The organism is Listeria grandensis FSL F6-0971, from assembly GCF_000525835.1.
Classification (GTDB): domain Bacteria; phylum Bacillota; class Bacilli; order Lactobacillales; family Listeriaceae; genus Listeria_A; species Listeria_A grandensis.
The window spans coordinates 67,079-84,513 of the sequence record NZ_AODD01000002.1 but is presented as its reverse complement, the minus strand read 5'-3'; the positions used below and the strand labels follow the sequence as shown (position 1 = coordinate 84,513).

Genomic DNA, 17,435 nt, shown 5'->3' with positions numbered 1-17,435 from the left:
AGACATGGTAGTTTTTAAAAAATTTATGGCCTTCACCGGCTCAATCGTTTTAACACTTATTTTGTTCGGCATCTTGGCAAGCATCTTTGTGAACAACTGGTTGCTTATTAGCGTAGTGACACTCGTTGTTGCCGCCGTCCTGTTCTTCTTTTCTGCAAAAGCGGGAGATAAAGCGCATGCTATACAAACCGGGCTGACGAAAAAAGAGTACAAATACATTCGCGTGAACCTAGAAGAATCGCGTGCTAAAATACTTCGTCTGCAAAAGATAACTGCGGCACACCGTACGTTATTCACCTTCCAAGAACGCGACAAAACACTGCTACTTACAAAACGAATTTACGGTATTGTGAAAGAAGAACCAAAACGCTTTTACGATGCAGAGGATTTCTTCTTTTCCCACTTGGACTCTTTAGTTGAGCTAACAGAAAAATATGCCTTCTTAAACAGTCAACCTGTAAAAGACAAGAAGATCTACCAAACCCTCTCAGACACACGTGCGCTCTTAAACGATCTAAGCCGCGTCATCGAGAAGGACCTGTTTGCACTTCTTAATAAAGACGTATCAAGCCTTGATTTCGAACTAGAAGTTGCAAAGAACTCGATCTCCAAACAGGAAAAGAAATTTGAAAGGAGAACACCCAAATGACCGAGAGCCAAAAGCCGAACGAACCTGAATTAGAAACAAAAGAAACACCAACATATGATCAACCGAAAGCCGAGGTTATCGATGCCAATTTCAATAAGACATTGGATGACCTACTCGCCGACCCTTTTGGCACCAACGGATCACAAACGGTACAAGAAATCGTAAATAACGAGACTGACAAAGCACCGCGCCTTGTAGATATGTTACCCGAGGCTAACCGCCGTCAAGCTGTTGAACTCGCTAAACAAATCGAACCTGGTAATCAAGCCGCAATCCTCGGATATGGTGCACCAGCTCAAGCGAAATTACATGACTTCTCGCATTCGATGCTAAACCAAGTTCAAAAGCAAGATGTTGGTCCTATCGGCGAAATTATTAGCGATCTGATGTTCCGCTTACAAGAAGCTGATCCAGACGAACTTGCCGCGCGCAATAAAAATGTATTTACAAAAATGTTCTCTCGCGTGAAGCAATCCATCAATGAAATCACATCCAAATATCAAAAAATGGGCACACAAATCGATCGTATTGCCCTCAAATTAGAACATGCTAAAAAACGCTTAATGGAAGACAACTCCTTCTTAGAACAACTTTACGACAAGAACAAAGATTACTTCCAAGCCTTAAATATTTACATTGCAGCCGGTGAATTAAAACAGGAAGAAATCAATACAAAACTACTTCCAGAACTACGTAAAAAAGCCGAACAATCCGGCGATCAAATGGATTTCCAAGAAGTAAACGACCTAACACAATTTGCAGACCGCTTAGAAAAACGCGTGCACGACTTGAAACTTAGCCGACAAATCACTATTCAACAAGCACCACAAATTCGTCTTATCCAAAACACAAACCAAGTGCTCGCTGAAAAAATCCAATCCTCCATCATGACGGCTATTCCGCTTTGGAAAAACCAAGTAGCAATCGCGCTTACATTACTACGACAACAACAAGCAGCAGAAGCACAGCGCCAAGTATCTGAAACAACAAACGAGCTTCTAAAACGCAATGCCGATATGCTTAAGACAAACGCAATCGAAACAGCGCGTGAAAACGAAAGAGGAATCGTAGATATCGAAACATTAAAAGAGACCCAATCAAGTTTAATCGAGACATTACAAGAAACATTGAAAATCCAACAAGAAGGCCGTGCTAAACGCGCCGTAGCAGAAAAAGAGCTCATAACAATGGAACAAGAACTCAAAGACCGCTTACTAGAAATGAAATAAAAAATAAGAGGATAAGATGCTGACTCAAAATCAGCACCTTATCCTCTTATTTTTGTTGTACTCTGACTGAAGTATACTGAAAACAGCTACATCATGATACTCGCCGTTGAAATATTCATGTTCCCGTAATACACCATCCTGATGGAAGCCTATCGATCGCATCATGTTCATCGATCTATCGTTAAATGTATATACTTCACAGTAAACCTTATGTAAATGCAGTTCCTCAAATGCCCAGCCTAACAAGTCACAAATCGCCTGTTTTCCGTATCCCTTTCCCCAACATAACTTGTCCCCAATAACGATACCAAAGGCGGCATTGCCATTCTCCCGATCAATCAAACCTAGCTCTGCTCGCCCAATAACACGTCCGTCTAGTGTAATACTAAACAAGCGTAAAGAATCGCTCACCTTCAAAAAATACTTCGCATACGCCGCTTGAAATACTTCCAACGAACGTGGCTTTATGATACCGCTTGCTGTTGCAATCTCTTCATCATGTTCCCAAGCATGCATCACTTCCACATCTTCCATCCTGATGGGTCTAATCATCCCTTTTTCCTCGGTCATTTACTACAACTCCCAACAAAAGTTATCATGTAAAGTATACCAATGACTCGGCACAATTAACAAGCTATTTTTCACTAAAAACCTTCTAGCTTTAAATTTTCAAAGTGAAGTGGTTTTAAATTAGTTACCGTAAGTCCCACTAAGCGAACGCTTTCTTCCCCGCTGTACACATCTCGTAAAAGGCTAACTCCCGCTTCATAAATGACCCTTGCATCTCGTGTATACTCCATGAGAGATAATCGCCTGGTTACTGTACTAAAATCACTGTAACGCAACTTCAAAACAACAGTTTTACCATGTTTCCCAATACGCTCAAGGGAGCTCTCAATCTTTTGCGAGAATAATAATAGCATTTCTTGCATTTCTCGTTCATCAAAAATATTATTAGCAAATGTCGTTTCTCTACCCACTGATTTACGTTCACGATGTGGATTAACCAACGAATCCGACAATCCCCTTACCGCACGATACAAACGATACCCCTGTTTATTCAATTCTCGAATGAGATCCCATTCATCCCAAGCTTTCAAATCAGCTCCAGTATGAATACCTAATTTATGTAGCTTCTCTGCGGTCACCTTTCCCACGCCATGAAACTTCGTAACAGGTAGTCTTTCAAGAAAGGCTTCCGCTTCATCAGGCATTACAACTGTCATTCCTGCTGGCTTTTTGAAATCAGATGCAATCTTAGCAATAAATTTATTGTAAGAAACACCAGCGGATGCAGTTAAACCGAGTTCATGATAAATCGCATATTGGATTTCTAGCGCCACTTTCATTGCTGATTTAATCCCTTTCTTATTCTCCGTCACATCTAAATAAGCCTCATCGAGAGACATCGGTTCCACTAAATCTGTATAGCGATGAAAAATCTCACGAATCTGGTTAGAAACTTCTCGATAATGCTCCATATTCCCATGAATAAAAATACCGTGCGGACACAGTTTATACGCTTGTTTCGTCGGCATGGCCGAATGAACGCCAAATTTCCTTGCTTCGTAAGAACACGTAGAGACAACACCGCGCTTGTTCGGGTCTCCACCAATAATAAGCGCCTTCCCGCGATATTCCGGATGATCTCGTTCCTCCACAGAAGCAAAAAAAGCATCCATATCTATATGAATAATTTTACGTGTCTTATCCATTCTTTCCATCGCCTTTCACAACCAAAACGAACATTTGTTCTTATTTTTTATTATACCTTGCCACTATAAAAAATGCAAGCAAGATTCCCACCTATTTGGAATCTTACTCGCCTCTTTATTTTTTCTCAAAAGCACCTTTTCCAAAAAACTCAATAACCCGTGGCATGACCTGATACATTCGCGAAATGAGGTTCATTAAAAATGGTAAATTAATTTCGCGTTTTGATTTCCCCATAATCCTTACAATCTTCGCTGCTACTTTCTCAGGTTGCAAAACAAGGAATCCTACATTATCGAGGTAGTCCCCTGATTTATCCGCAATATCGAAGAAACTGGTGGCGATAGGACCTGGATTGACCGTTGTCACGTGAATGTTCGCTGGTTTCACTTCCATTCGTAAAGCGTTGGAATAGCCCAAGACAGCGAATTTAGTTCCAGAATAAGCCGATGATTTCGGTGTTGCAATTTTGCCAGCTTGGGAAGCGATGTTGATAATATGACCAGATTTCCGCGCCAGCATAGCCGGCAAAACTAGCTGTGTCAGACGCATCAAACCAAGTACGTTCGTTTCAAACATTTGTTTCACTGTCTCAAAATCGGTAGTCACTGCCTCTTCAAAAATTCCGAAACCTGCGCAGTTTACCAAGACATCAATCTTCGTATCCCCGATTTTCTGAACCACTGCTGCAATCTCATCAAAGTTGGTCATATCCATCTTATGATAAGCGCTGATGACTCCATATTCCGCTTGAATCTGCGTCGCTAATTCCGCTAGCTTTTCCGTTCGCCTAGCAGTCAAAATCGTATGTGCCCCCTGCGCCGCAACCTGCCTCGCAATCTCTGCACCAAGACCGTTTGATGCCCCCGTAATCAAAACTGTTTTTCCTTTCAAAAAATCATTCATCCTAGTTAAACTCCTTTATAGTTCAAATATGGCAAAATCTGTTGCGATTTCTGTATTTGGGAAAACGGACTGGCACTCCGCAACAAGCTCACGATTATCTTCACGATTGTAACGCGAACTAATATGGGTCACAATAAGTCGTTTCGCACCCGCATTCTTTGCCAAAGTGGCAGCTCCTATCGTCGTTGAATGCATGTATTCGCAGGCCACATCACCCATCTCCGCACCAAATGTTGCCTCATGGACGATTACATCTGCATCGCGTGCAATCATTAGCTCATTTGGCGCTGCTCGAGTATCTCCGAAAATAGCAATAATCCGGCCTTTTTTTGTAGGGCCAATAAACCTGCTTCCATCTACAACTGTACCGTCTTCAAGCGTCACCATCTTACCTTCCTTTAATTCTTTAAAAATCGGCCCTGGTTTCACACCAAGCGCTGCAAGTCCCGCAGCATCAAGCGCTCCCGTCTTATCTGCTTCCTCAATCCGGTAGCCGTAACTCATAATCCCATGATCTAGCTCACCGCAGATCACCTTAAAATCAGCATCTTCAAATACCGTTTCATCGGAAATTTCTATGATTTCTAGCGGATATTTCAGATGCGTCCCACTCACCGCTAGACTCGTTCGAATATAGTTCGCAATACCAACTGGACCATAGACCGTGAGCCTCGTCTCCCCACCTTGAAAAGAACGGCTACTAAGAAGACCCGGCAAGCCAAAAATATGATCACCATGTAAATGCGTAATAAAAATCTTTTCCAGTTTACTTAATTTAATCGAACTTCGCAAAATCTGATGTTGCGTTGCTTCTCCACAATCAAAAAGCCAAATACTATTTCGCTCGTTTAGCATCGTGAGCGCAATCGCCGTTACGTTACGGCCTTTGGAAGGGGCACCCGCTCCTGTTCCGAGAAAAATCAGTTCCATTTTGTCTCACAATCCTTTCTCTAATTCGCTACTAATCATACCATATTTACCATGCTTGTTGCACTCGTCCTCACGTTGTTTTCTAATTTTTCTGGTTCAATCAGTTGCACATTAGAAATCAAACGGCTAAAATAGTAAGGAATAATGAGGCCGACTTTGATTAGATCTTATTTACCTCATTTTAAAGAATAGCTTGAAACAACTTCGAGAGCAAGCTGGGTAAGATGTGTCACCAGCTTTATACGAATCGAGCGCTTGAAAGCCGATGTATCTCAGGTATGTTCCATATAATAATGAAAGAGGGTAAGCACGTATGACAGAAGTGAAAGAACAAGTAGCTTTAATTACAATTTTTGGCGGTACGGGAGATTTAGCAAATCGCAAACTTTACCCTTCGCTATACCATCTCTTCACGAAAGGCTTTTTGAAAGAGAATTTCGCCGTGATTGGTACAGCTCGTCGCCCATGGACGAATGATTTCTTCCGCGAAAAAGTCGTGGAATCATTGAAAGGTATTGAAAAAGAAGGGTTCGATCCAAAAGAATTTGCTTCTCATTTCTACTACCAATCACATGACGTAACGAACCGCGAATCCTACGTAGAACTGAAAAATCTATCCGATGAACTCGATAAGCAATACGAACTAAAAGGAAATCGCCTATTCTATCTTGCTATGGCGCCGAATTTCTTTGGAACTATCGCTAGTCGATTAAAATCAGAAGGTTTTGTCGATAATGCTGGATTTAGCCGCTTAATTATTGAAAAACCATTCGGTCGTGATTTAGCTAGCGCGAAGGAACTCAATGAATCGCTTCGCCAAGCTTTTGCTGAGGATGAGATTTACCGCATTGACCATTATCTTGGTAAAGAGATGATTCAGAACATTTCTGTTATCCGTTTTGCGAATTCGATTATTGAATCGCTTTGGAACAACCGCTATATTGATAATGTGCAAGTAACACTCAGTGAAACACTTGGCGTGGAGGATCGCGGACGTTATTATGAGGAAAGTGGTGCCTTGCGTGATATGGTTCAAAATCACATTTTGCAAATCGTTTCCTTACTTGCGATGGAACCGCCAATCAAGTTAACGACACAAGAAATTCGCCATGAAAAAGTGCGTGCGCTCCGTTCGTTGCGTGTTATTGAAGGCGATGATGTGTATAAATATTTCGTTCGTGGTCAATATGGTCCTGGAAAAGTAGACGGCGAGGAGCTTCTTGGTTACCGCGAAGCAGATAATGTCGATCCTGATTCCAACACCGAAACATTTGTTGCAGCAAAACTAATGATCGATAATTTCCGTTGGAGCGGCGTACCTTTTTATATTAGAACTGGTAAGCGTCTTGCTAAGAAAACAACCCAAATTGCGATTCAATTCAAGAGCGTCCCAATGAACCTATTTGGAGGGCAACAGTCCCTTGCCGGAAATGTACTGGTGATACATATCCAACCAGATGAAGGTATCACGCTACACATGAATGTGAAAGAGCCGGGTCAAGGAATGCTGACCATGCCAATCAACCTGAACTACGCACACTCTTCGCCAGACGGTATGAACACTCCTGAGGCCTATGAAAAACTAATTCAAGATTGCCTAAATGGCGATGCCACCTACTTCTCACATTGGGATGAAGTTTCCCTATCATGGAACTTTGTCGACAAAGTAGCCAACGTCTGGTCAAAAACCAAAGAACACTTCCCGAACTACACATCTGGCACGATGGGACCAAAAGAAGCAGACAAGCTAGTATCACAAGATGGATTTGAGTGGTTTGAATAGTGAAAAGCGGAAACAGCTCGTTAGCCTCGGTTAGAGCTAGATCTGAGAACAAAAATTAGTTAGAAAACCCTAAGAAGTAAGAGCAGCTGTAAAAAGTCGCTCTTACTTTTTTTCTTAGCGCCATCATCGCTCCGCTGCCTTTGCATCCCTACCTCTAGTCAACACGTAATATTTCCTAATTCTTTCAACAAAAATAGGTTGACCAACCACCCACAAAGCTGATATCATTAAGTTCAATGGGTAACTAAGTAACACCTCCCATTCCAATTATGAGTCTTAGTTTTTGGAAAACACTTCGCCATCATGTATATGGACGTACTAAGTAAGTACAGCGTGTTTCCTAATAGCCTCAACAAAGGAGAGTCATGATATGCCTGAAAGCATTGACGATTATATCGATCGCGGAATACATGGCACAAAAGAAATTAATCCAGCGGAACGAAAAAAAATATCTTGGCACATTTCGAGAACGTATCGAAATCCAAATGACCAAACAGGAAGTTTTCCAAAAATATTGTACTAAAGAATTAGAACAGGAAATGAAAGATCATCCAAAGGCCAAACTACTGCTAAATGGCTCAATTTCCTATGAGATATTGCGTTCCTACATCATGCTTGCTGAAAAACATAAAATGCCGTTTTCCATTGTGGCACGCGAAGATGAAGATACGCCAATCGGTCTCGTCTTAGCTGAAGATCACGAAATCAATCGTGAGGATACGCACCTTCATGAAGCACCGATTATCACAGAGGACCAAACTGGTAAAGTAAGTTTACTCGACAAAATCAAAGCTATTTTTCAAGATTAAGGAAGTGACATAGATGCTTCATACGATTGTACTTGCACTCGCGATCCTCATTTTTCTACAAACAATCTATTTCTTCATACGAAAAAATACCGATATGGGCGTGATGTTCCTGCTCATCGGTATCGCATTGCTTATTATTTCTACGATTGGTTGATCTTCAAAGGCTCTCCAGTATCCAATGCTGCGCGGAGCCTTTTTTGCATGTCGCCGATGCCTTCGCTACCGTGAAGTGGAAAAACAAATGGCTGTCCTCCTGTCACCTCTGCAAGTAGTGGTTTAAATTTTTTCCCGCCTAGCATCACAATCGTTTCCTGCGCAATGCCTAATGAGCGCCATTGGTCAGATAATGCTTCTACAGAAATCGTCTCCGCTGTCACGCCGCGCGCTGTAAATCTTACATCGTACGTCTCTAAAACAAGTGAATCAGGCTTCAAAAAACCATATTTCGGCGACAAAATAACATAATCCCCGTCAAATTTCTCTGCATAAGCCTTACATAAGCGATGGAAATTCCCAGTATACGCCTCACTAGCTATGACAGGTCCCGCATCCTCTTTTTTATCCCAAATTTTTGGCTTACCTGACGGAATGATAATCATGATACATCCTCATTCATCGGGTATTCCCATAAAACAATCGTCCCCCGCGAATCTACCTTATCTCTCTCTGGCTGATAGACAAATCCCGATTTACGTAAGACTTGAATCGAATACGTATTACTTTCAAAGCTTCTTGCAAAAATTCGGTGAATCTCCGGCTGATTTTTGAGCCATATCAATAACTCCTCTAGCGCTTCTGTCACGTAGCCATTATTCTGGTAAGCCGGCACGATGCTGTAACCAAGCTCAATCTCTCCGCTTTCCTCCGGTTTTCCTTGACCGCCAATTTCCCCGATAACCTTGTTCTCGTCCTTCAAGACGATTAAATGCGTCCATTTCGTCATCTCCGGCTCTTTTTTTACGTTCTCCAATACATATGGCAGATAAAAAAAGAAATCGATGCCAGGCCAATCTCTGGACACGGTGTAACCTGATACACGCTCCAGCTCGTCTACACCCGCAATCGTCGCTTTGATCCACTCTAAATTATACTCTACTAATAACAGCCGCTTTGTTTCTAATTTCCCCATATTAAAACCCGACTTTCCATTTCAGTATATCTTCTCTCTAAATTATCAAATTATGCTGGATTACGCAAATTTTTCGTAGAATACTACCTGTTATTATTACCACATACTAATTTTTTTAAAAATTTTTTTTCAAAATAATTGTATCCGCTTACACCATTCTCTTTCAATAGATTTAGCTATGTATTCCCGTTTTTCACTGAAATCCAAAAGCAACAAATTTTCAAAAAACGGTTGACATTTGGCTGTCAAAAGCTATAATTAATAATAATATTACATGCATTGATACTTATGAGATTCTTTAAGGCTACATACGAATTTGATACGTATCCCAAATTTGATTTTAGAGGAGATAATGACTTATGAAAACATGGAACCGACATTACGTCATTACAATTTTATTACTCTAGCAAGGGTCTGGAACACTGTTTAAAACAAGCAGTCGTTTAGATCCTGTTTAGCATTAAATGGGATTTGTATCTAGGCATCCCATTTTTTACTCAAAAATGGGATGCCTTTTTTGTTGCCAAACACGCTATCAATGGTATTTATTTGAAACAAAAGGTCGTGCTAGTTATTATATTCTAAAAATTCAGCGTCGACCAACAATTATAATAAAGAAACGGGGAATATGCTCATGCGTAGTGATAAAATCAAAAAAGGTGTCGAACAAGCTCCCGCTCGGAGTCTTCTGCACGCAACAGGTCAAATTAAAAGTCCAGGTGATATGGATAAACCATTTATCGCCATTTGTAACTCCTACATCGATATTGTCCCTGGTCATGTGCATTTGCGTGAACTAGCCGATATTGCAAAAGAAGCGATTCGCGAAGCTGGTGGTATTCCTTTTGAATTTAATACGATTGGCGTTGATGACGGGATTGCGATGGGTCATATTGGGATGCGTTATTCCCTGCCGAGCCGTGAAGTGATCGCGGATGCTGCAGAAACAGTGATTAACGCTCACTGGTTTGACGGTGTTATGTATATTCCAAACTGTGACAAAATCACACCAGGCATGTTGCTTGCCTCCGTCCGTACGAATGTGCCGGCAATCTTTTGTTCCGGTGGTCCGATGAAGGCTGGTCTTTCTGCCACTGGGAAAGCTTTGACGTTATCCTCTGTATTCGAAGCGGTTGGTGCTTTTAAAGAAGGTAGCATGAGTCAAGAAGAATTTTTAGATATGGAAGCAAATGCGTGCCCAACGTGTGGTTCATGCGCCGGGATGTTTACAGCGAACTCGATGAACTGCTTGATGGAAGTGCTTGGTATGGCAGTGCCGTTCAATGGTACGACGCTTGCTGTATCAGAGGCGCGGCGCGAGTTGATTCGTGAATCAGCCTTCCACTTGATGGATCTTGTGAAAAAAGATATTCGTCCTCGTGATATTATTACACGCGATGCGATTGATGATGCTTTTGCGCTTGATATGGCGATGGGCGGCTCGACAAATACGGTGCTACACGTGCTTGCTCTCGCAAATGAAGCGGAGATTGATTACGATTTGGAGCGCATTAATGAAATCGCCAGTCGTGTCCCTTACCTTTCTAAAATCGCTCCATCCTCTGCTTACTCCATGCATGATGTCCATGAAGCTGGCGGGGTCCCTGCAATCATGAAAGAGCTCGTGGACTTAGAAACCGCGATTCATCCCGATCGAATTACAGTCACTGGGAAAACAATACGGGAAAACGTTGAAAATGCGAAAATTAACAATACAGACGTGATTCATCCGAAAGAAAATCCGTATACGAAAACGGGTGGTCTCTCCATCCTCTTTGGAAATATTGCGCCAAAAGGTTCAGCGATCAAAGTTGGCGGGGTCGATCCATCGGTATCCGTCTTTACTGGAAAAGCCATTTGTTTTGATTCCCATGATGCGGCTGTTGAGGCTATTGACAATCATACAGTTCGCGAGGGGCATGTGGTCGTGATTCGTTACGAAGGACCGCGTGGTGGTCCAGGAATGCCGGAAATGCTTGCTCCGACTTCTTCCATCGTTGGACGCGGACTTGGAAAAGATGTCGCGCTGATCACGGATGGTCGTTTCTCTGGTGCGACTCGTGGGATTGCGATTGGGCATATCTCGCCGGAAGCCGCTTCTGGTGGCCCGATTGCGCTGATTGAAGATGGTGATACAATCGTGATTGACCTGCCAAATAGAACGCTGAATGTCGATGTTGCGCCCGATGTTTTAGAAGCACGCCGCGCTGGTATTCCTAAATTTGTACCGAAAATTAAAAAAGGCTATCTGGCTCGCTATGCTGCACTCGTGACATCTGCTCACACTGGTGGCGTATTGCAACTTCCAGATGATTTCTTAGAGTGATAAGGAGAGGTGAAGAAAATGATGAAAGTAGAAAAGCAAACAACGACGAAAAGTGGCGCGGAACTTTTAATTGATGCCTTGAATGAGCAGAGCGTAGAAATGATTTTTGGCTATCCTGGTGGCGCCGTTCTTCCTTTGTACGATGCCTTTTATGATTGCGACATTCCCCATATCTTGACGCGGCACGAACAGGGCGCAGTCCACGCAGCAGAAGGTTATGCGCGTGTAACAGGAAAGGCTGGCGTTGTCGTCGTAACCAGCGGACCTGGAGCTACCAATGCTTTGACAGGGATTGCGGATGCGATGAGTGATTCGATTCCATTGGTTGTCTTCACTGGGCAAGTGGCCACACCGGGCATTGGGAAAGATGCCTTCCAAGAAGCGGACATGATTGGCTTGACGATTCCGATCACCAAATATAATTATCAAGTACGCGACGTAAAAGATATTCCGAAAATTATTAAAGAAGCTTTCCACATTGCGACAACAGGTCGACAAGGCCCAGTCGTGATTGATTTACCAAAAGATATGTCGATTGCAACCACTGATAAAGTAAACGACGCTACGATTGATTTACCAGGTTATCAGCCAACTGTAAAACCGAATGGCATGCAACTGGAAAAATTGATGCAAGCGTTGGCGGCTTCTAGCAAACCGGTTATTTTAGCCGGAGCTGGCGTGAATCATTCTCGTGCGACTGCAGAACTGCTTGATTTTGCGGAACGCTATCAAATCCCTGTAGTGAATACATTGCTTGGACTTGGCAGTTTTCCACAAGATCATCCCCTCTTCCTAGGAATGGGTGGCATGCACGGTTCTTATGCGGCGAACATGGCTCTGACGGATCCTGATTTACTCATTAATTTTGGATCGCGATTTGATGATAGAATGGTTGGCTCGCCTCAAGAATTCGCGAAACATGCGGTGATTGCGCATGTCGATATTGATCCCGCAGAGATCGGTAAAGTTTTAACAACAAAAATTCCGATTGTGGCGGATATTAAAGAAACATTAACGCAATTACTTGAGATGAACGTGACGGACGAGGCGGATAAAACACATTGGTATAAACTGAATATGACGCGTAAAGAACGCCATCCATTCACGTATAATCGCGATGCAAAAACCGAGATCAAACCGCAAAAAGTCATCGAAATTATTGGCGATATTACAGAAGGTAAGGCGCTCGTTGCAACAGATGTTGGACAGCATCAAATGTGGGTCGCGCAATTTTACCCGTTTAGTCATGATCACCAAATTATGACGAGTGGCGGTCTTGGCACAATGGGCTTTGGTTTTCCAGCCGCAATTGGTGCACAACTCGCCTATCCGGAACAAACCGTTGTTGCTTTTGTTGGTGATGGTGGCTTCCAGATGACGAATCAGGAACTGGCTATTTTGAACGATTATAAAATCAATTTGAAAACGGTCATTATCAATAACGGATCACTTGGCATGGTGCGGCAGTGGCAAGAGAAGTTTCATAACGAGCGCTTCTCCCACTCCATTTTCCAGAGTCAGCCTGATTTTGTGAAATTGTCAGAGGCTTACGGTGTCAAAGCAGTTCGTCTCACCAATCCTGAGACGCTCGCCGCTGATCTCGCAGAAGCTTTTGCCTATCCTGGTCCCATTGTTATTGATTGTGTGGTTTCCCCAGGTGAGCTTGTACTACCAATGATCCCGCCAGGCAAAGCGAATCATCAGATGGAAGGAGTGGAATAAATGCGACGTATCATTACAGCTACTGTTAATAACTCAAGTGGTGTGCTTAACCGAATTACTGGTGTCATATCGCGCCGCCAGTACAATATTGATAGCATCTCGGTTGGTTGGACAGAAACCGCGAATGTTTCCCGCATCACCATCGTCGTTCATGTCGATTCACTCTATGAAATTGAACAAGTGACGAAGCAACTAAACAAGCAAATCGATGTGCTCAAAGTCAGTGACATTACAGATGATCCACATATGGAGCGTGAACTGGCTTTAATTAAAGTCAATGCCCCAGCTACAACACGTGCGGAGCTTAATTCCATTATTGAGCCGTTTCGCGCAACGATTATCGATGTTGGTAAATCAAGCGTCGTGGTGCAGGTCGCAGGGACGAGCGAGAAAGTCAATGCGTTTGTTGATAGCATTCGCCCTTACGGTATCAAACAAATGGCGCGAACTGGTGTAACTGGTTTCACACGAAGCGCTAAATAATCATTTTGAATCCCAGAAATCCTTTTTCTGAGAAATATATATAGATAATTTATGGAGGTTAGGAAAATGACAAAAGTATATTATGAAGATGCAGTACAAGAGAGCGCGTTACAAGGTAAGAAAATTGCAGTGATCGGTTATGGTTCACAAGGCCATGCCCACTCACAAAACTTACGTGATAACGGAAACAATGTCATTATTGGGATTCGTGAAGGAAAATCAGCCGAGGCTGCTCGCAATGATGGTTTTGAAGTCTTGTCTGTCGCAGATGCTACGAAAGCGGCTGATGTCGTGATGATTCTTTTGCCAGATGAAACGCAAGGAGATACTTATGAAGCTGAAATCAAACCTAACTTAGAAGCAGGAAATGCCTTAGCTTTTGCGCATGGTTTTAACATTCATTTTGACGTAATTAAACCACCGGCTGACGTGGATGTGTTCTTAGTAGCACCAAAAGGTCCGGGACATTTAGTTCGTCGTACATTTGTGGAAGGTGGCGCGGTTCCAGGATTATTCGCGGTTTACCAAGACGCTACTGGAAAAGCAACAGATGTCGCGTTATCTTACGCAAAAGGCATCGGTGCGACTCGTGCTGGCGTGATCGAAACAACATTTAAAGAAGAAACAGAAACCGATCTATTCGGCGAACAAGCGGTTCTATGCGGTGGTACAACGCATTTAGTACAAGCTGGGTTTGAGACATTAGTTGAAGCTGGCTACCAACCAGAGCTTGCTTACTTCGAGGTATTGCATGAGCTGAAACTGATTGTTGACTTGATGTATGAAGGTGGCATGGAAAAAATGCGTGATTCGATCTCGAATACAGCGGAATACGGCGACTATGTTTCCGGCCCTCGCGTAGTAACGAGTGACACGAAAAAAGCCATGAAAGAAGTCTTGACAGACATCCAAAATGGTAACTTTGCCAAAGCATTTATCGATGATAATAAAAATGGTTTCAAAGAATTCCATCGTCTGCGCGCAGAACAAAAAGGACACCAAATCGAAGCGGTTGGTGCGAGCTTGCGCGAAATGATGCCTTTCGTCAAACCACAAAAATAATAGGAAGAGATTGGGGATTAGGAAACCTACAAGCGTGTTGAGCCACTAAAGATAGGTATTTATCGGCACGCTGGTCCCCTTTTCTAATGAGGTGAAAGTTTATGGCTTATATTCAATTTTTTGATACGACGCTACGTGATGGCGAACAAACGCCAGGCGTCAATTTTAACCAGCAAGAAAAAATTCAAATCGCACGTCAACTAGAAACGTATGGGATTGATGTTATTGAAGCTGGATTCCCCATCGCGTCTGATGGTGATTTCCACTCGGTAAAAGAGATTGCCAGCATGATTAAAACGGCGACAGTTTGTGGATTAGCGCGTGCTGTGGAACGTGATATTGACCGAGCTTACGAAGCGCTAAGCGGGGCCGCAAATGCTCAGGTACACGTTTTTCTTGCTACCAGTGATGTACATATGAAGCATAAGTTAAAAATGAGTAGGCCTGAGGTTTTGGCGTCGATTAAACATCATGTCGCACATGCCCGTAAGCTTTTTCCAATCGTCCAATTCTCACCTGAGGATGCGACGCGAACAGATCCTGCGTTTCTAGTAGCGGCTGTCCAAACGGCGATCGATGCTGGGGCGACGGTGATTAATATTCCGGATACGGTTGGTTTTACGAATCCGACAGAGTTTGGTGCCCTCTTCCGCTACTTGCGTGAAAATATTCCGCGCTTCGATGAGGTTATTTTTTCTACCCATTGTCATGATGACCTTGGTATGTCGGTTGCAAATGCGCTTGCTGCGATCGAAAATGGAGCTCGTCGTGTTGAAGGTACGGTAAACGGTATCGGTGAACGCGCAGGGAATACAGCGCTAGAAGAAGTTGCAGTGGCGCTTCACATTCGCAACGATTATTACAAAACGGAGTCTGGCATTATTTTGAATCAGACAAAGAAAACGAGTGACCTAATCAGCCGCCTTTCTGGAATGCCTGTACCACGCAATAAAGCGATTATCGGTGGCAATGCTTACGCGCATGAATCCGGTATCCACCAAGATGGCGTTTTGAAAGAACCGACTACGTATGAAATTATCACACCAGCACTTGTTGGTGTCGAGAAAAATGCGCTACCACTTGGCAAACTCTCTGGCCGTCACGCTTTTGTCGCGCGTATGGAAGAACTCGGCTACTCCATGACGGACGACGAGAGAAACGATGCATTCAAGCGCTTCAAACATTTGGCCGATGTGAAAAAAGACGTAACCGAAGACGATTTACATGCATTGATTCTTGGTCAAACATCCGAGAAAGCCGATGACTACGAATTGAATCACCTGCAAGTACAGTATGTGACCGGCGGCATTCAAGGCGCGATTGTTCGAATCCATACGGAAGATGGCTCTGTTTTAGAAGATGCGGCGACTGGGGCAGGTAGTATCGAAGCGATTTACAACACGATTAACCGCCTGATGGAGCAAGACATCGAACTGACTGATTACCGTATTCAAGCGATTACGGCAGGTCATGACGCGCAAGCAGAGGTTCATGTTATCGTCAAAGACAAAAAAGGTGCGACGTATCACGGCATTGGTATTGACAATGATGTCCTCACCGCTTCCGCCAAATCTTACTTGCATGCAAGCGCCAAAGCTACCGAAAAAAAACAAACGACTAGCGAGGAGGTCCCAGTCAAGTGACATATCACATTACCGCCCTTCCTGGCGACGGGATTGGCCCAGAAATCATGGCGAGCGGACTAGAAGTGCTAGAAGCCCTTGCTCAAAAATTCCAACTAGATTTTAAAATAGAAACACACCCATTTGGCGGCGCTGGCATTGATGCCCTGTCCGATCCACTACCAGAAACAACACTTGCCGCGTGCCAAAAAGCAGATGCCATTTTGCTCGGTGCTATTGGTGGTCCAAAATGGGATAACGCATCAAAACGGCCAGAACAAGGCTTACTAGCGTTACGAAAAGCACTCGGCCTATTCGCTAATATCCGCCCGATTCAAGTGCCAAACACCATCGCCCACCTCTCTCCATTGAAAAAGGAAATCGTAGAAGGTACCGACTTTATCGTCGTTCGCGAACTAACTGGCGGCATTTATTTTGGTGAGCCGAAGCATTGGGATGAAAACAGTGCGGTAGACACATTAACGTACACAGCGCAAGAAATCGAACGCATCGCTGTCCAAGCTTTTAACCTCGCAAAAACGCGGCGCAACAAAGTGACCTCGGTCGACAAAGCCAATGTGCTGGCATCGAGTAAACTTTGGCGTCAAGTCGTGGAACGCGTCGCTACGCGCTATCCAGAAGTCACACTAGAACATCTTTACGTGGATGCGGCTGCCATGATTCTCATCCAACGCCCTACCACTTTTGATGTCATCGTCACAGAAAACATGTTTGGTGATATTTTGAGCGATGAGGCCTCCGTTATTACTGGCTCGCTTGGCATGTTACCATCTGCGAGCCATCCAGAATCAGGTCCATCACTCTACGAGCCCATTCACGGCTCCGCGCCAGATATCGCTGGTCAAAACATCGCCAATCCAATGTCGATGATTTCATCTGTGTCCATGATGCTACGCCAATCGCTCCAACTTTTTGAAGCCGCAGATTATCTTGACAAAGCAGCCTCAGAAACCATGGAGGCAGGGTTCCTAACCAAAGATCTTGGCGGTAACACATCGACTACCGATTTTACAAAAGAAGTTAAAAAACGAGTTAAAGGAGGAGAATAACA

The 17,435-nt window shown here is 43.5% G+C and carries 17 protein-coding genes; 11 read left to right on the top strand and 6 right to left on the bottom strand.

Going from position 1 to position 17,435, the window contains the following annotated elements; genetic code table 11:
• Positions 1–4 precede the first annotated feature (4 nt).
• Both PGRAN_RS00965 and PGRAN_RS00960 read left to right on the top strand, forming a co-directional pair.
• Positions 5–649: a 5-bromo-4-chloroindolyl phosphate hydrolysis family protein gene (locus PGRAN_RS00965; RefSeq protein WP_036064312.1), complete on the top strand. Its 645-nt coding sequence runs from the start codon at positions 5–7 to the stop codon at positions 647–649.
• Complete coding sequence (locus PGRAN_RS00960) at positions 646–1,878, top strand: toxic anion resistance protein (protein WP_036064310.1); 1,233 nt, start codon at positions 646–648, stop codon at positions 1,876–1,878. Before PGRAN_RS00965 ends, PGRAN_RS00960 begins: the two co-directional genes overlap by 4 nt.
• Positions 1,879–1,908: 30 nt before the next feature.
• Here PGRAN_RS00960 and PGRAN_RS15400 read toward each other — a convergent pair whose 3' ends face one another.
• The 4 genes from PGRAN_RS15400 to rnz all read right to left on the bottom strand — a co-directional run bounded on the left by PGRAN_RS15400 (position 1,909) and on the right by rnz (position 5,427).
• Positions 1,909–2,448, bottom strand: coding sequence for a GNAT family N-acetyltransferase (locus PGRAN_RS15400; protein ID WP_051998365.1), 540 nt, complete (start codon positions 2,446–2,448; stop codon positions 1,909–1,911).
• A gap of 74 nt (positions 2,449–2,522) precedes the next feature.
• On the bottom strand, positions 2,523–3,593 hold the full coding sequence (dinB, locus tag PGRAN_RS00950) for a DNA polymerase IV (RefSeq protein ID WP_036064308.1): 1,071 nt from the start codon (positions 3,591–3,593) through the stop codon (positions 2,523–2,525).
• 115 nt (positions 3,594–3,708) lie between these two features.
• A complete protein-coding gene (locus tag PGRAN_RS00945; protein ID WP_036064306.1) occupies positions 3,709–4,497 on the bottom strand; it encodes an SDR family NAD(P)-dependent oxidoreductase in 789 nt (262 codons plus the stop codon).
• A 15-nt stretch (positions 4,498–4,512) separates the two neighbouring features.
• Positions 4,513–5,427: a ribonuclease Z gene (rnz, locus tag PGRAN_RS00940; protein WP_036064303.1), complete on the bottom strand. Its 915-nt coding sequence runs from the start codon at positions 5,425–5,427 to the stop codon at positions 4,513–4,515.
• Between the two features lie 313 nt (positions 5,428–5,740).
• Here rnz and zwf point away from each other — a divergent pair, with 313 nt between their 5' ends.
• The 3 genes from zwf to PGRAN_RS16495 all read left to right on the top strand — a co-directional run bounded on the left by zwf (position 5,741) and on the right by PGRAN_RS16495 (position 8,173).
• Positions 5,741–7,210: a glucose-6-phosphate dehydrogenase gene (gene zwf / locus PGRAN_RS00935; protein WP_036064301.1), complete on the top strand. Its 1,470-nt coding sequence runs from the start codon at positions 5,741–5,743 to the stop codon at positions 7,208–7,210.
• A 365-nt stretch (positions 7,211–7,575) separates the two neighbouring features.
• A complete protein-coding gene (locus PGRAN_RS00930) occupies positions 7,576–8,019 on the top strand; it encodes a YueI family protein (RefSeq protein ID WP_241433255.1) in 444 nt (147 codons plus the stop codon).
• Between the two features lie 13 nt (positions 8,020–8,032).
• Positions 8,033–8,173: a hypothetical protein gene (locus PGRAN_RS16495; protein ID WP_124892565.1), complete on the top strand. Its 141-nt coding sequence runs from the start codon at positions 8,033–8,035 to the stop codon at positions 8,171–8,173.
• On the opposite strand, the gene PGRAN_RS00925 is transcribed toward PGRAN_RS16495, so the two are convergent.
• Together PGRAN_RS00925 and PGRAN_RS00920 are read right to left on the bottom strand one after the other, a co-directional pair.
• Positions 8,160–8,618, bottom strand: a complete 459-nt coding sequence (locus tag PGRAN_RS00925; RefSeq protein WP_036064299.1) for a DUF6884 domain-containing protein — start codon at positions 8,616–8,618, stop codon at positions 8,160–8,162. The genes PGRAN_RS16495 and PGRAN_RS00925 overlap by 14 nt on opposite strands.
• Complete coding sequence (locus tag PGRAN_RS00920; RefSeq protein WP_036064297.1) at positions 8,615–9,148, bottom strand: GNAT family N-acetyltransferase; 534 nt, start codon at positions 9,146–9,148, stop codon at positions 8,615–8,617. The genes PGRAN_RS00925 and PGRAN_RS00920 overlap by 4 nt, the downstream gene beginning before the upstream one ends.
• A 634-nt stretch (positions 9,149–9,782) precedes the next feature.
• On the opposite strand from PGRAN_RS00920, the gene ilvD reads away from it, so the two are divergent.
• The 6 genes from ilvD (at position 9,783) to leuB (ending at position 17,433) form a co-directional block, all read left to right on the top strand.
• Positions 9,783–11,474, top strand: coding sequence for a dihydroxy-acid dehydratase (ilvD, locus tag PGRAN_RS00915; protein ID WP_036064295.1), 1,692 nt, complete (start codon positions 9,783–9,785; stop codon positions 11,472–11,474).
• Between the two features lie 18 nt (positions 11,475–11,492).
• A complete protein-coding gene (gene ilvB / locus PGRAN_RS00910; protein ID WP_036064293.1) occupies positions 11,493–13,196 on the top strand; it encodes a biosynthetic-type acetolactate synthase large subunit in 1,704 nt (567 codons plus the stop codon).
• Entirely contained in the window at positions 13,197–13,679 is a 483-nt protein-coding gene (ilvN, locus tag PGRAN_RS00905) for an acetolactate synthase small subunit (RefSeq protein ID WP_036064291.1), read from the top strand.
• 66 nt (positions 13,680–13,745) lie between these two features.
• Positions 13,746–14,741, top strand: a complete 996-nt coding sequence (gene ilvC, locus PGRAN_RS00900) for a ketol-acid reductoisomerase (protein ID WP_036064289.1) — start codon at positions 13,746–13,748, stop codon at positions 14,739–14,741.
• Between the two features lie 101 nt (positions 14,742–14,842).
• A complete protein-coding gene (locus PGRAN_RS00895; protein WP_036064287.1) occupies positions 14,843–16,384 on the top strand; it encodes a 2-isopropylmalate synthase in 1,542 nt (513 codons plus the stop codon).
• A complete protein-coding gene (gene leuB / locus PGRAN_RS00890) occupies positions 16,381–17,433 on the top strand; it encodes a 3-isopropylmalate dehydrogenase (RefSeq protein ID WP_036064285.1) in 1,053 nt (350 codons plus the stop codon). Before PGRAN_RS00895 ends, leuB begins: the two co-directional genes overlap by 4 nt.
• Positions 17,434–17,435: the final 2 nt, after the last annotated feature.